The 13,428-nt window shown below is 73.7% G+C and carries 14 protein-coding genes; 3 read left to right on the forward strand and 11 right to left on the reverse strand.

Going from position 1 to position 13,428, the window contains the following annotated elements:
- Positions 1-1,323 carry an enolase C-terminal domain-like protein gene (locus ACZ4MH_RS00930; RefSeq protein ID WP_351586512.1) on the reverse strand — a complete coding sequence of 441 codons (1,323 nt, stop codon included), beginning with the start codon at positions 1,321-1,323 and terminating at the stop codon, positions 1-3.
- A 181-nt stretch (positions 1,324-1,504) separates the two neighbouring features.
- Between ACZ4MH_RS00930 and ACZ4MH_RS00935 the strand changes: the two genes are divergently transcribed.
- On the forward strand, positions 1,505-2,845 hold the full coding sequence (locus ACZ4MH_RS00935) for an MFS transporter (protein ID WP_351586511.1): 1,341 nt from the start codon (positions 1,505-1,507) through the stop codon (positions 2,843-2,845).
- A complete protein-coding gene (locus ACZ4MH_RS00940) occupies positions 2,820-3,746 on the forward strand; it encodes a fumarylacetoacetate hydrolase family protein (protein ID WP_351586509.1) in 927 nt (308 codons plus the stop codon). Before ACZ4MH_RS00935 ends, ACZ4MH_RS00940 begins: the two co-directional genes overlap by 26 nt.
- Positions 3,747-3,756: 10 nt before the next feature.
- Here ACZ4MH_RS00940 and ACZ4MH_RS00945 read toward each other — a convergent pair whose 3' ends face one another.
- Together ACZ4MH_RS00945 and ACZ4MH_RS00950 are read right to left on the reverse strand one after the other, a co-directional pair.
- A complete protein-coding gene (locus ACZ4MH_RS00945; protein ID WP_351586507.1) occupies positions 3,757-4,179 on the reverse strand; it encodes a PaaI family thioesterase in 423 nt (140 codons plus the stop codon).
- A gap of 56 nt (positions 4,180-4,235) precedes the next feature.
- The gene (locus ACZ4MH_RS00950) at positions 4,236-4,856 is read right to left on the reverse strand and encodes a maleylpyruvate isomerase family mycothiol-dependent enzyme (RefSeq protein WP_351586505.1); all 621 of its coding nucleotides are present in this window, start codon (positions 4,854-4,856) and stop codon (positions 4,236-4,238) included.
- Between the two features lie 249 nt (positions 4,857-5,105).
- On the opposite strand from ACZ4MH_RS00950, the gene ACZ4MH_RS00955 reads away from it, so the two are divergent.
- The gene (locus ACZ4MH_RS00955) at positions 5,106-5,900 is read left to right on the forward strand and encodes an AfsR/SARP family transcriptional regulator (RefSeq protein WP_351586503.1); all 795 of its coding nucleotides are present in this window, start codon (positions 5,106-5,108) and stop codon (positions 5,898-5,900) included.
- Between the two features lie 122 nt (positions 5,901-6,022).
- Here ACZ4MH_RS00955 and ACZ4MH_RS00960 read toward each other — a convergent pair whose 3' ends face one another.
- From ACZ4MH_RS00960 to ACZ4MH_RS00995, 8 genes are all read right to left on the reverse strand, one after another.
- Positions 6,023-7,243 (reverse strand): beta-ketoacyl-[acyl-carrier-protein] synthase family protein, encoded by a 1,221-nt coding sequence (locus ACZ4MH_RS00960; protein WP_351586501.1) that lies wholly within the window; start codon positions 7,241-7,243, stop codon positions 6,023-6,025.
- The gene (locus ACZ4MH_RS00965; protein WP_351586499.1) at positions 7,243-7,473 is read right to left on the reverse strand and encodes an acyl carrier protein; all 231 of its coding nucleotides are present in this window, start codon (positions 7,471-7,473) and stop codon (positions 7,243-7,245) included. The genes ACZ4MH_RS00960 and ACZ4MH_RS00965 overlap by 1 nt, the downstream gene beginning before the upstream one ends.
- Before the next feature lie 75 nt (positions 7,474-7,548).
- Entirely contained in the window at positions 7,549-8,583 is a 1,035-nt protein-coding gene (locus ACZ4MH_RS00970) for a beta-ketoacyl-ACP synthase III (RefSeq protein ID WP_351586497.1), read from the reverse strand.
- Complete coding sequence (locus tag ACZ4MH_RS00975) at positions 8,580-9,572, reverse strand: ferritin family protein (RefSeq protein ID WP_351586495.1); 993 nt, start codon at positions 9,570-9,572, stop codon at positions 8,580-8,582. The genes ACZ4MH_RS00970 and ACZ4MH_RS00975 overlap by 4 nt, the downstream gene beginning before the upstream one ends.
- Positions 9,565-10,101, reverse strand: coding sequence for a hypothetical protein (locus ACZ4MH_RS00980; RefSeq protein WP_351586493.1), 537 nt, complete (start codon positions 10,099-10,101; stop codon positions 9,565-9,567). The genes ACZ4MH_RS00975 and ACZ4MH_RS00980 overlap by 8 nt, the downstream gene beginning before the upstream one ends.
- Before the next feature lie 3 nt (positions 10,102-10,104).
- Positions 10,105-10,629, reverse strand: a complete 525-nt coding sequence (locus tag ACZ4MH_RS00985) for a type II toxin-antitoxin system RatA family toxin (protein ID WP_351586491.1) — start codon at positions 10,627-10,629, stop codon at positions 10,105-10,107.
- Positions 10,630-10,634: 5 nt separating this feature from the next.
- Positions 10,635-11,915, reverse strand: a complete 1,281-nt coding sequence (locus ACZ4MH_RS00990) for an aspartate aminotransferase family protein (protein WP_351586489.1) — start codon at positions 11,913-11,915, stop codon at positions 10,635-10,637.
- On the reverse strand, positions 11,912-13,423 hold the full coding sequence (locus tag ACZ4MH_RS00995; RefSeq protein ID WP_467753681.1) for an MmgE/PrpD family protein: 1,512 nt from the start codon (positions 13,421-13,423) through the stop codon (positions 11,912-11,914). The genes ACZ4MH_RS00990 and ACZ4MH_RS00995 overlap by 4 nt, the downstream gene beginning before the upstream one ends.
- Positions 13,424-13,428: the final 5 nt, after the last annotated feature.

The following is a 13,428-nucleotide window of genomic DNA, read 5'->3' on the forward strand; positions in this document are numbered from 1 at the left end:
TCAGGATGCCACCCGGCCGCGGCCGCTCCAGACCGGCCCTTCCGGGTAGCGGTACCGCTCCAGCGTCTCGCGGCGGATCCGCGCGCTGTAGCCGGGGGCCTCGGGGACGAGGTAGCGCGAGCCGCGGATGCGGACCGGGTCGTGGAAGTGCTCGTGGAGGTGGTCGACGTACTCGATGACGCGGTTCTCCAGGGAGCCGCTGACCGTGATGTAGTCGAAGAGCGACAGGTGCTGTACGAGTTCGCACAGGCCGACGCCGCCGGCGTGCGGGCAGACCGGTACGCCGTGTGCCGCGGCCAGCAGCAGGGCGGCGACGGCCTCGTTGACGCCGCCGAGCCGGCAGGCGTCGATCTGGCAGATGCCGATCGCGTCGGCCTGCAGGAACTGCTTGAACATCACGGCGTTGTGGGCGTGTTCGCCGGTGGCGACGTGGGTGGGGCCGATCTGCCGGGCGATGGCGGCGTGGCCGAGTACGTCGTCGGGGCTGGTGGGCTCCTCGAACCACCAGATGTCGAACTCCGCCAGCGCCTTGGCCCAGGCGACGGCCTCGTCGACGCCGAGGGTCTGGTTGGCGTCGATCATCAGGCGGCGGTCCGGACCGATGATGTCGCGGGCGATGCGGCAGCGCCGGATGTCGTCCGCCAGGTCCGCGCCGACCTTGAGCTTGACGGAGTCCCAGCCCGCGTCGACGGCCTCCTGGCAGAGCCGGGCGAGCTTGGCGTCGTCGTAGCCGAGCCAGCCGGCGCTGGTGGTGTAGGCGGGGTAGCCGTGCTCCCGTACGTGCGCCTCGCGTTCGGCCCGGCCTGCCGCGCGTTCCTGAAGCATCGTCAGCGCGTCCTCGGGGGTGAGCGCGTCCTTGAGGTACCGCCAGTCGACCAGGTCGACGATCTGCTGGGGCGTCATGTCGGCGAGCAGCTTCCAGACCGGCTTGCCGGCCTGCTTGGCGGCCAGGTCCCAGGCGGCGTTGAGGACGGCGGCGGTGCCGAGGTGGATCGCGCCCTTGTCCGGGCCGAGCCAGCGCAGTTGGCTGTCGCCGAGCAGGTGGCGGGAGAAGCCGCCGAGGTCGCCGGTGATCTCCTCGACGGTCATGCCGATCGCGCGCTCGCCGATGGCACGGGCCGCCTGGACGGCGAGGTCGTTGCCGCGGCCGATGGTGAAGGTGAAGCCGTGTCCCTCGGGGACGCCGGGCCCGTCGGCCTTCAGTACGACGTAGGCGGCCGAGTAGTCGGGGGCCTCGTTCATGGCGTCGGAGCCGTCGAGGTCCTGGGAAGTGGGGAAGCGGATGTCGATGGTCTCGACGTCGACGATACGGGCCGCTGTCATCGGCGCTCACTCCTGTACATGTACGTCCCTGAGTAGGGCTGCGGCGCAGCGCCCCCAAGATGTCAGATGTCTGCGTCATCGACCAGATGTTTCGTCGAGCAAAATTGCCGGTGTTCGAGGTATTGCCCGGGCGGACCACGCCTCGTACGGTCCAGCGGTCAGATGTCTCCAAGGAGGTCGGATGAACGCGGCAACCACCGCGGACCGCGTGCGCCGGAAGGTCGCGCGGCGCCTGCTCCCACCCCTGTTCCTGATGTTCGTCCTGAGCTTCCTGGACCGGACGAACGTCGCGCTCGTCAAGAGTCACCTCGCCACCGACGCCGGCATCGACGCGGCCGCGTACGGCTTCGGCGCCGGCGTCTTCTTCGTCGGCTACGCGCTGCTCGGCGTGCCCTCGAACCTGGTACTGCACCGCTGGGGCGCCCGCCGCTGGCTCGCCGCGCTGATGTTCGTCTGGGGCCTGCTGTCCTGCGCGATGGCGCTGACCGCCAGCCCCACCGGTTTCTACGTGCTGCGCTTCCTGCTCGGCGCCGCCGAGGCCGGCTTCTTCCCCGGCGTGATCCTCTACATCACCTACTGGTTCCCCGCCTCCGACCGCGGGAAGGCCACCGGCATGTTCCAGTCCGCCGTGGCGATCTCCAGCATCATCGGCAACCCCGTCGGCGGTTACCTCATCGGGCTGCACGGCCTGGCCGGGCTGGACGGCTGGCAGTGGATGTTCCTGCTGGAGGGCGCGCCGACCGTCCTCCTGGCGCTCGCCGTGCCGTGGCTGCTCACCGACCGCCCCGAGCAGGCGCGCTGGCTGACCGCCGAGGAGAAGCGGCTGCTGGCCGCGCGCATCGAGGCGGACCGGCCCGCCGAGGACGCCCGGCCGCCGCGCCGCATCCGCGAGATCGTCGGCGACAGCCGCGTACTGCGCCTGATGTTCGTGTACTTCGCGATCCAGATCGGCGTGTACGGGGTGACGTTCTGGCTGCCCGCGCTGGTCGGCCGGATCGGCGGCCTGGACGACGTCGGCATCGGCTTCGTCTCGGCCCTGCCCTGGGTGTGCGCGCTGCTCGGCGTGCTGGTCCTGCCCTGGTTCTCGGACCGCAGCGGCAACCGGCGCGGCCCGCTCCGCCTCGCCCTGCTCCTCACCGCGGCCGGCCTGGTCGGCGCGGCGCTGCTGCCCCCGGTCCCGGCGGTGGCGGCGCTGTGCGTCGCCGCGTTCGGCTTCCTGGGCGCCCAGCCGGTCTTCTGGACCGTGCCGCCGACGATCCTCACCGGCGTCCAGATGGCCGGCACGATCGCGCTGATCTCCGGCTTCGGCAATCTCGGCGGCTTCCTCGGCCCGTACGTCATGGGCGTCGTCGAGTCGTCCACCGGATCCGGCGCCAACGGCCTGTACGCCGTCGCCGTGATCGTCGTCGCCGGCGCCGCGGTCGTCACCGGCTTCCGCTGGGCCGGCCTCCGTACCCCCGCCGCTCATCCGCACACCGACAAGGAGGACATCACCGATGACCCGCATCGTGCGCTTCGCTGACACCACGGGCGCGGTCCGCACCGGCCTCGCGGACGACGACGGCGCGATCCGCGCGTTCCCCGGCGCGCCGCGCCTCGCCGACCTGCTGCACCGCACCTCCGCCGAACTGCGGGCGCTCGCCGAGGAGACCGCGGCGCGTGCGCCGGACGCCGCCGCGTCGGAGGTTCTGCTGCTGCCGCCCGTCGACGGGCTGACGGAGGTGTGGGCGGCCGGCGTGACGTACGAACGCTCGCGCGAGGCGCGGATCGCCGAGAGCACCGAACAGTCGGTGTACGAGCGGATCTACGACGCGGAGCGGCCCGAGCTGTTCTTCAAGTCCGTGCCGTGGCGGGTGGTGACGGACGGCGAGCCGATCGCCGTACGGGACGACTCCGCGCTGAACGTCCCCGAGCCGGAGCTGGCGCTCGTACTGAACCGGCACGCCGAGACCGTCGGCTACCTCGTCGCCGACGACGTCAGCTCCCGCTCCATCGAGGGCGAGAACCCGCTGTACCTGCCGCAGGCCAAGGTCTACGCCGGCAGTACGGCCCTCTCGGCGGGCATCGTGCCCGCGTGGGAGATCGGCGACCCGTCGGCCCTGAAGATCGCCATGACCGTGCACCGGGACGGCGCGCCCGCCTACGAGGCCACGACCTCCACCGCCGCCTTCCACCGCACCCCGCAGGACCTGGTGCGCCACCTCTTCCACGGCCAGCCGTTCCCGGACGGCGCGGTGCTCTCGACCGGTACGGGCATCGTGCCGGAGCTGGACTTCACGCTGGCGGACGGGGACGTGGTGGAGATCGTCATCGACGGCGTGGGCCGGCTGGCCAACCCGGTCCGCACCGGGCGGGCGGCGCTGGACTGGCTGGGGGAGGCGCTCGCCGACCCCTGGGTCCGGCGGGCGCACCGGAGCGGGTGAGCGGGGGCTCTCAGTCCCGCGGCCCGGCCGGGAGCACCGCCTGTGTCTGGGTGGTCCGGGCGATGTGCCGGCCCGCGTCGTCGTGCAGGTCGGTCTGTACAACGATGCTGGTCCGGCCGGTGTGCAGCGGGCATGCCGTGGCCCGGACCGTGCCTTCGCGTACGGCACGCAGGAAGTTGGTCTTGGACTCCAGCGTCGTGGTGGTGGCGTCCGGCGGCAGGTTGAGGAAGGCGCAGACGGCGCCGACGGAGTCGGCCAGGGTCATCAGCGCGCCGCCGTGCAGGGCGCCGCCGAGCGTCGTCAGCGCGGCCGAGTGGTCCAGGTGTCCGACGACCTCGGCCGGTTCGGCGGTGTCGAGCCGGACGCCGAGGGTGACGGCGAGCGGCATGGACTCCAGCAGCTGGTCGGTGGTGTACGCGGGCCGGACGGTCATGGCTGTGGACTCCAGTCTCCAGGGCGTCGCCTTCGGGCATCGGGCCGAGCGAGACCTCAGATCGTAACGGGTGCCGGGCACAACCGCCCCTGTACTGAGCTGAATTCGAGCTCACCGGACACCGCGTCCCGGCCGCCGAGCCACATGCCGAGCGCTTCGGCCGTGCCCCGCACTTCGGGGCCGCTGCCGAGCGCGGGCAGGTCCACGGTGGTGGGCACCACACGGTGGCGCAGCAGGCGCCGGTTGTGTTCGAAGCTGAGCAGGACGCCTTCCTGGAAGACGGCGCGTTCGACGGCGCGCGGCAGGCGGCGGCTGCGGCCGAGCCCGCGCAGTACGTCCTGGTGGTGGACGGCGGTGTCGCCGAGGAGGAAGGCGGCGGCGCAGCGGCCGAAGAGGGAGGGGCGTACGGCCCAGCGCCGTCCGGCGGCGGTCAGCTCCGCGCGACTCATGGTCCGTCCCCTGCGCACCTGCGCGGAGTTGGCCCGGTCGATCCACATTCCCTTGGCGAGGTAGTCGCCGATCCGGTCCGTGCCGGTCAGATGGGCGAGGACGTCGCGCGGCGCCCAGCCGGCGCACAGGGTGCTGGCGCCGTCGAACTCGGCGTCGGTCAGGCTCTCGATGGTGTCGAGGAAGCGGGCGCGCTCCTGGCGCAGTTCCTGTTCGACGGGCAGCCGCACGGCACTCCTCGCTTCGCGGTCGGTCGGGTGGCCGCGGTCATTGTGCGGGCCGTCCCTGACCGCGCGCTGACCGTGCGCTGACACCCTGCTGACCGCGCACATACGGGACGGGCCCGCAACCTCGGTACCGCGGTTGGCTCATGTTCTCCTGTACCGAATCACCCAGCTTGAGCGGGAATTGGCGAAGCGTCTAGTGTGCGCATGGTCCGGAAACACGGCACCCCCACGCTCTTGCCACGGAGAAGGTCCATGCCCCGTTCCGACCCCCGTCCCCGATGCGCCGACCTGCCGCTCTTCCGTCTCCTCGGCCCACTGGAGGTGGGGACGGGGCCATGCCCGCTGCCGCTGCGGGCGATCCGGCAGAAGCTGATCCTGGCCACCTTGCTGCTCAGTGCGGACCGGGTGGTCCCGGTGGCGGGGCTGATCGAAGCGGTCTGGGGTCAGCAGCCGCCGCCCACCGCCCGCGGCCAGGTGCACATCTGCATCTCGCAGCTGCGGCACAAGCTGGCCGACGCGCTGCACGACGGCTGCCGGATCGAGACCCGGGCGCACGGTTACATCCTGCACACGGAGCCCGGCGACCTGGACGTGGCGGTGTTCCGGCAGCAGGTGGCGGCCGCCGACCGGGCGGCGGCACGGGGGCACGCCGAGCAGGCCGCCGTGCTCTACCGTGCCGCGCTCGACCTGTGGCGCGGGCCCGCGCTGTCCGGCCTCCAGGGCGACGCGGTGGACAGGGCGGCGGCGCAGCTGGCGGAGGAGCGGATCGCGGCGGCCGAGAAACGGATCGAGCTGGAGCTGCGGCTGGGCCGGCACCGGGCGCTGGTGCACGAGCTGACCGGCCTGGTGGGCGAGCATCCGCTGAACGAGCGGCTGAGCGGCTATCTGATGACGGCGCTGTACCGGTCGGGCCGGCAGGCGGAGGCGCTGGCGTCGTACCAGCGGGCCCGCCACCACCTCGTGGCGGAACTGGGTCTGGAACCGGGTCGGGAGCTGCGCGCCCTGGAGCGCGCGATCCTGCGCCAGGACGACACCGCGGCGCTGTAGGCGGCGGTGGACGACGAGGGTGGCGGCCCGGACGCCATCGGGCCGCCCCGCTCGGCGGCCACGCCACTCACCGGCCACCCCACTCACCGGCCACCCCGCTCACCGGCCACCCCGCTCGCCGGCTACGCCGCTGCCACCGCCAGTACCGTGTTCTGGCCGCCGAAGCCGATGGAGCTGGTGAGCGCCAGGCCGATGCGGCGGCGGACGGGGGCGGTGGCGATGTCGAGGTCGATGGCGGGGTCGAGCCGGCCGAGGTTGGCGGTCGGCGGCACCAGGCCGCCTTCCACCGCGAGCACGGTGTAGGCGGCCTCCACCGCCCCGGTGGCGCCGAGCAGATGGCCGGTGACGCCCTTGGTGGAGGTCACCAGCGGGCCGCCCGGCAGGACCCGGCGCACCGCCTTCGCCTCGACGAGGTCGTTCAACGGCGTTGACGTGCCATGGGCGTTGAGGTGGTCCACGGCGTCCGGTGCCGCGTCGGCGTCGGCCAGCGCCGCCCGCAACGCGGCCTCGATGCCCTGCCCTTCGGGGTGCGGGGCCGTGATGTGGTGGGCGTCGGCGGTGCCGCCGTACCCGACGATGCGGGCGCGTACGCGTGCCCCGCGCGCCCGCGCGTGCTCGGGGCGCTCCAGGACGAGCAGTCCCGCCCCCTCCCCCATCACGAAGCCGTCGCGGTCGGCGTCGAAGGGGCGGGACGCGCCGGCCGGGTCGTCGTGGCGCCGCGAGAGGGCGCCCATCTGGGCGAATCCGGCGACGGTGAGCGGCGTGACGGGGGCCTCGGTGGCGCCGGCCAGGACGATGTCGCAGCGGCCGAGCGCCAGCAGGTCACGGGCCACGCCGATCGCGGCGGTGCCCGACGTGCAGGCGGTACTGACCATGAGGTTGGGGCCGCGGGCGCCGCACTCGATGGCCACCTGGCCCGCCATCGTGCCGGCCGGGAACATCGTCATCAGCAGCGGCGAGACCCACTGGCCGCCCTCTTCCCTGAGCACCCGGTGTTCGCGTTCGGCGGTCGCGATCCCGCCGAGCCCGCAGCCGAGCACCACGCCGACCCTGCTCCCGTCCCAGCCGTCGGGGTCGAGGCCGGCGTCGGCGACGGCCTCGCGCGCGGCCACCAGCGCGAACTGCGCCGCGCGGTCCAAGCGGTGGGCGCGGCGCGCCCCGAGGAGCGCGGCCGGGTCGAAGTCCGGTACGCGGCAGGAGATCCGTACCGGTATTCCGTCGAGCTCCGCGTCCAGGGCGGCGGCCGGCTTCGGCGCGCAGACCGTCTCCCAGTTCGCGCCGGTCCCGATGCCCGCGGGAGTCACCAGTCCGATGCCGGTGACGGCCGCTTCGGCGACCGGCATCAGAGGGCCACCCCCCGCTCCTCCATCAGCCGGACGATGTCGCCGACGGTCCGGGCCGCGGCCAACGCGTCATCGCTGATCTTGATGCCGAGTTCCTTGTCCAGGACGAGGGAGAGCTCGACGGTGGCCAGGGAGTCCAGCTCGATGGACTCGGGGGTGGCCTCCATGGTGATCAGATCGGCCGGCACCTGGAGCTTGCCGGCGAGGATCTCCTTGAGCTGGTCGAACATGCTGCTCCTCGGGGTCGTGGGCGGGTGGGAGGTCGTCGGTGGTGCCGTCCGGGGCGCGCCGTCGGCGCCGGTGTCTCAGCGCCCGGGCCGCACGTCCGGCCAGACGAGCGTCGTCGCGCCCCACGTGAGGCCGCCGCCGAACGCGGTCAGCAGGAGCCGGTCGCCGGCCCGGAGCCGGCCGTCCCCGCTGGTCTCGGCGAGCAGCAGCGGGATGGAGGCGGCGCTGGTGTTGCCGGTGTGCGCGATGTTGGTCAGCTGCCGTTCGGCGGGGATGTCCAGGTCGGCGCCGAGCGCGGCCAGGATGCGGGCGTTGGCCTGGTGCGCCACGAGGTGGTCGACGTCGCCGGTCTTCCAGCCGGCGGCCTCCAGCGCGGTACGCGAGGAGTCCGCCATCCGCTCCACCGCCTGCCGGAAGACCTCCCGGCCGCGCATCCGCAGGTACTCCCCGCCGGGCACGGGCGGCCGGCCGCTCTGCCGCTCCCGGGAGCCGCCCCCGGCGATCCGCAGCAGCTCGCCGCGGGTGCCGTCGCTGCCGAGGACGACACGGCCGAGCGCGCCGGGCTCGTCGGGCGTGCCGGCCCGCAGCACCACCGCGCCGGCGCCGTCGGCGAAGAGCACCGCCAGGGAGCGGTCCTGCGGGTCGATGACGCTGGTGAGCACTTCGGCGCCGATGAGCAGGACGTGCTCCGCGGCGCGTCCCGCGATCAGTCCGGCGGCGATGCCGAGCCCGTAGACGAAGCCCGCGCACATCGCGGCGACGTCGAAGGCCGCGACGCTGCCGAGGCCGAGGCGGGTGGCGACCTCGGGCGCGGTGGCCGGCGACGGGTGGTCGGGGGTCATGGTGGCGAGCAGTACCGCGTCCACCGCGGGCGAGCCTGCCGAGCGCAGGGCCTGCCGTCCCGCCGCCACGGCCAGATCCGAGGTGGCCGTGCCGCGCGGCGCCACGTGCCGCACGGCGATGCCGGTGCGGGAGCGGATCCAGGCGTCGGAGGTGTCCAGGCGGGCGCCGAGATCGTCGTTGGTCACCAGATCGGGCGGCAGGTGGCCGCCCACTCCGGCCAGCACCGCGGCGGGGACCGCGGCGGCGCGGTCCGCCTGATCGGCCGTCACCGTGCCCCCTGGCCCGGGTCGCCGAGTATCGCGACGGCTTCCGGCAGGCCCATCTGGGCCAGCCGGACCCGTGCCATCTCGTCCGTCCAGCGTTCCGCCGTGGCGTACCGCTCCTCGGGGGTGGTGTCGAGCAGGCGGCGGCCCGGCCAGACCTCGTAGTCGCCGATCAGCTCCGCGTGGTACGCCATGCCCTTCTGGAAGAGCTCTTCACGGGCGAGCACGAACTCACTGTCGGGCACCTCGTCCCACAGCTTCCGGCCGTCGCGCAGGATGTCCAGGAGGCGCGGCCGGTAGTCGGGGTGGGCGGCCAGATGGTCACGGAGGATCGAGCTGCCGACGGCCAGGTGGCGGATCTCGTCGATCGCCGCGCCGCGGGAGATCTCCCCCGCGGCCGGATCGAGCCGGTCCCACTTGCGTTCACTGAGCTCGGCGGCGGGCGCGAGGACGCCCTCGATGATGATCGTGAAGACGGCGACACCGCCCGCGAAGTCCGCCTGGTCGCGGATCACTTCCAGACAGAACCGCTCGATCGGGTCGAGCACGCGAGTGCGGTAGTCGGCGGCCATCTCCTGAATGTCGCGCACCAACGTCCGCTCAGGACAGCCCAGTTCGGCCAAGTGCTGCCGGAACACCCGGGCGTGCCGGGCCTCGTCCAGCAGCTGCGTGGCGTAGAACTCCAGCTCGGCGATGCCGGGGGCGTGGGCGACGTAGTACCCGAGCGCGCGGGTGGCCATCTCTTCGGCCACGGAACGGAAGCCGAGTTCGAGGGTGAGGGCCTCGCGCAGCGGGCCGGGCTCCTTCATGTACCGGGGTACCGGCGCCTGCTCGGCGTGTCCGGTGACGGCGCGGCCGCGCAGGGTGCCCTGGGCGACGTGCCGGAGCCAGTACGCGAGGTCGCACTGCTCGGCGGTGAGGTCGAGGGTCTTGGCTCCGTCGAGGAGCCCGGGTGCCGTGTCCCAGTCCGCTGCGTCGATGGGGGCGTCAGTCATCGCTGAGTGTCCTCCTGTGGTGGGTGCGGAGCGCTCCGCCGGACGGCGCCGGCACGGCTGCCGGGGCCGGGACCCGGGCTGCCGCGCTCCGGGTCCGCAGGGCGTCGGCCAGCCGCCGGTACAGCGGTTCGGGTACGGGCTCGAAGGGCAGGGCGAAGGGCTTGAGGAAGTTGCCGAACAGGCCGCGGTCGCCGCACAGGTGGAACGGCAGCGCCAGCAGGGCCCATTCGGGGCGCACCAGCCAGCACCACAGGGCGGCCACGGCACCCTGGGTGAGCAGGCTGTGCATGCTGTTGTAGAGGACGTAGTAGACCTTGGAGACGCGCTTGTCGGGGCTGCGGCGGTAGGCGAGGGCTCCGGGCAGATAGCCGATGAGGTCGATGTACACGAAGAAGCCGAGCGCGACGAGCCAGCGGATCTCGCCCGCGTGCAGCACGATCAGGACGGTCGTCACGACCAGTCCGGCCAGGTACTCGGCGCGGTGCAGCCGGAAGGTGGTGCGGGTCTCGAAGGGGTTGGCCTGGTCCACCGGTCACTCCCCCGCGCCGAGCCGCTGGGCCGCCCGGCCCTGCGGCTCCTCCGCTCGGCCCTGCGGCTCCTCGGTCCGGACCTCGGCGCCGAGCCGGACACCGGCGAACATCCCGGTGACCGCCCAGGCGATGGTCTCCTCGATGACGCGGGCGGCGATCGGGTCGAGGATGCCCGCCATGCTGGGGATGCCGAAGTCGAAGTCGGCATCGAAGCGCAGGGCGCAGTCCGCGCCGGTCTGCCGCAGGTCCCAGGTGCCGGACAGCTCGTCGAAGTCGCCGTCGGTCTGCCGGAAGGCGATGTGCAGCCGCTCCCGGTCGTAACTCTCGCTCTCCGTCCAGCGCAGCACGCCGCTGCGGAAGTACAGCTCCCAGCTGGAGCTGCCCGCTGGCTGCGGCGGGCCGCTGTGCACCACCGTGGAGCGCACGTGCGGGGTCAGTTCCGGATAGCGCTCGAACCGCAGGACGGCGTCGAAGACGTCCTCCGCGGGGACGTCGGGGATGAGCGCTTCCACGATCACGTGCCGCATGTCGGCTACCGCCTTTCCGGCATCCGGGCAGCGTGCTCGACCAGGTCGCGGGTGGCCGCGTCGAAGGCGGCCAGGAGATGTTCCACGTCCGCGTCGGTGAGCACGGCGGGCGGGGTGAACCGCACCACGCTGCTGCCGTTCATCGAGTGGTTGGCCACCACTCCGTGGTTGAAGAGTTCGATCAGCAGCTCGCCCGCGAGGCCGGCCTCGGCCAGCTCCACGCCGATGAGCAGGCCCCGGCCGCGCACCGCGGTGACGAGACCGGGGACGTTGCGGGCGGCGATCCCCGCGATCAGCGGCAGCAGCCGGGCGCCGAGCGCGGCGGCCCGCGGTACGAGATCATCCTCCCGTATCGCCCGGATCGCGCCCTGCACGGCGGCCATGAGGAGCGGGGCGCCGGAGAACGTACCGGTGTGCAGGTAGGGGTCCTTGTCGAACGGGCGGAACGCCTCCCGGGTGGCGAGCGCGGCGGAGACCGGGACGACGCCGCCGCCCAGCGCCTTGCCCGCGAGCAGCACGTCCGGCACCACTCCGGCGGCGTCGGCGCCCCACCACGTGCCGAGCCGGCCCAGGCCGGTCTGCACCTCGTCCAGGACGAAGAACCCGCCGTACTGGCGGCACAGTTCGCCGATCCGGCGGAGGTAGCCGTCCGGCGGGATGATCACGCCGCCCTCGCCCTGCACCGGTTCGACGATCACGCAGATCTCGCCGGGGCTTTCGGCCAGCTCCTTCTCCAGGAGATCGGCGTCCCCGTACGGGATGTGGGTGACGCCGGACAGCAGGGGACGGAACGGCCGCTGATAGACGTCCTTGCCGGAGACCGACAGCGCGCCGAGCGTCTTGCCGTGGTAGCCCAGGTGCGTGGCGACGACCTTCCGCCTGCCGTTCGCGCGGGCCAGCTTCAGCGCGGTCTCGACCGCCTCCGTGCCGGAGAGCGAGAAGTGCACGCGGTCCAGGCCCGGCGGGGCCACCGCGGTCAGCGCCTCGGCGGCGCGGGCCGCGGCCGGCTCCAGCAGGATGCGGGTGGCGACGGGGTGCACGTCGAGCTGGCGGCGCACCTCTTCCATGACGACGGGGTGCCGGGCGCCCATGAGGAACACGCCGTAACCGCCGCAGTTGAGGTACCGCGCGCCGTCGCTGGTGGTCAGCCAGGCGCCGGACGAGGCGACCTCCATCCGGCCGCCGAAGAGTTCGGCCACGGTCGCGCGGCCCTTGCTCAGGTGGGCCCGGTACAGGCGGAGGGTCTCCGCGTCGGTGCCGGGCCAGGGTTCCGCCGGGGCGTTCACGGGCGTTGTTCCTCCAGGTCGTCGGCCGGATCGGGGTGCAGGGCCGCTTCGGTCCACGCGCGCAGTTCGGCGGCGCCCGTCTTCGGCAGCCGGGGCAGTGCGTCGGCGACGTCCGCCGGCCCGCCGAGCGCGCGGAACTTGGCACGTACGAGGTCGGCGTGGTGGGTACGGGTGTGCGGGCCCGCGGCGCCGTACGGGATCAGCAGCTCGCGCACGGCGGTGCGGCCGTCGGTGAGGCGGACGGTCACCCGCGCGCCGGTGGCCTTGGTGGCGGCGGCGAAGTCGGTTGCGGGCGGGGCCGGTTCGCCTGCGAGCCGGACGAGTGCGTCGCCGCCGAACTCCCGGAGCCATGCCGCGCCCGCGGGGCCCGCCTGCCGCAGCGCCTCCCCGAACGGCGCCTCGGACGCGAGGAGTTGTCGCGTCAGGGCGGGGTCGTGCCGGAGCCGTACCTTTCCCGCGGCGGCCCGGCGTACCGGATCGTCGCTCGCCGGCGGTTCCAGGTCGGCGACGGTCAGCCGTCCGGTGAGCAGCGCGGTGGCCACCGGGTGGCCGATGTCCAGTACCAGGGCACCGAGCGGCCTGCCGGGACCGTCGAGGTAGCGGCGGGCCCGCTGTCCGGCGAGGACCGTGTAGAGGGACGCCTCCACGAGGACGTCGTCGAGTACGGCGGCGAGCTCTGCCGCGTCCGGGGCGCCCAGGTCGTGGTGGAGGTCCCGCGCGCAGTCCACGGCCGCGTCGATGCCGGGCCCGCCGGGATGCAGCTTGTACGAGAAGGTCTCGGTGTGCCAGCGCGTCCCGAGCCCCGCGGTGACCGCCTCGGGCAGCGGCACGGTCGCGAACCGGCGCAGGAAGCCGTCGGGGTGCTCCAGCAGGTCGGGCGCGCCGGTGAACCCGGCGGCGGCCGCGTCGCAGGCGTCCATGCCGGTGCGGACCGGGCCGAAGGCGTGGAGGAGGCGGGCGTCGCTGGCGAGGAAGGCACGCATCAGGGGCCAGGGCGGCTGTGCGTACGCGAGGCCGAGCGCGGCGGTCCAGCGGTGGGCCGGTGCACCTTCGCAGTGCAGCCGGCCGGCGACCGCGCCCGCGAGGTGGGCGTGCAGCGCGGTCTGGCCGCGGAGCGGGCCCAGGGTCGCCGCGGCGGTGATCCGGGCGGCGCATTCGTTGGCCGCGACCACGGCGGTGAGCAGTGCGGGGCCGTCGAGCCGCCGGGCGCGGGCGTAGGCGAGCGGCACGGCGACGGTGGAGGGGGACAGGTGGCCCGCGTACGCCGTGTCGTCGAGGTTGAGGAAGGAGCCGAGGGCGGCCAGCACGCTCGACGCCTGGCGCGGATCGTCCTGCAGCGGCGGCCCGAAGGCGGCCGTCAGGCGCCGGCCGAGCGGGTGTGCGGCGCCCGCGCGGATGGCGCCGAGCTGGGACAGCACCTGACTGGCCGCGCGGCGCAGTACCCGCTCCGGTATCGCGTCGGGTGTGAGCCGCGCCGCCCAGGCGCCGAGTTCGGCCAAGAGGGTCATCGCGT

Source organism: Streptomyces sp. NPDC026301, assembly GCF_055567935.1.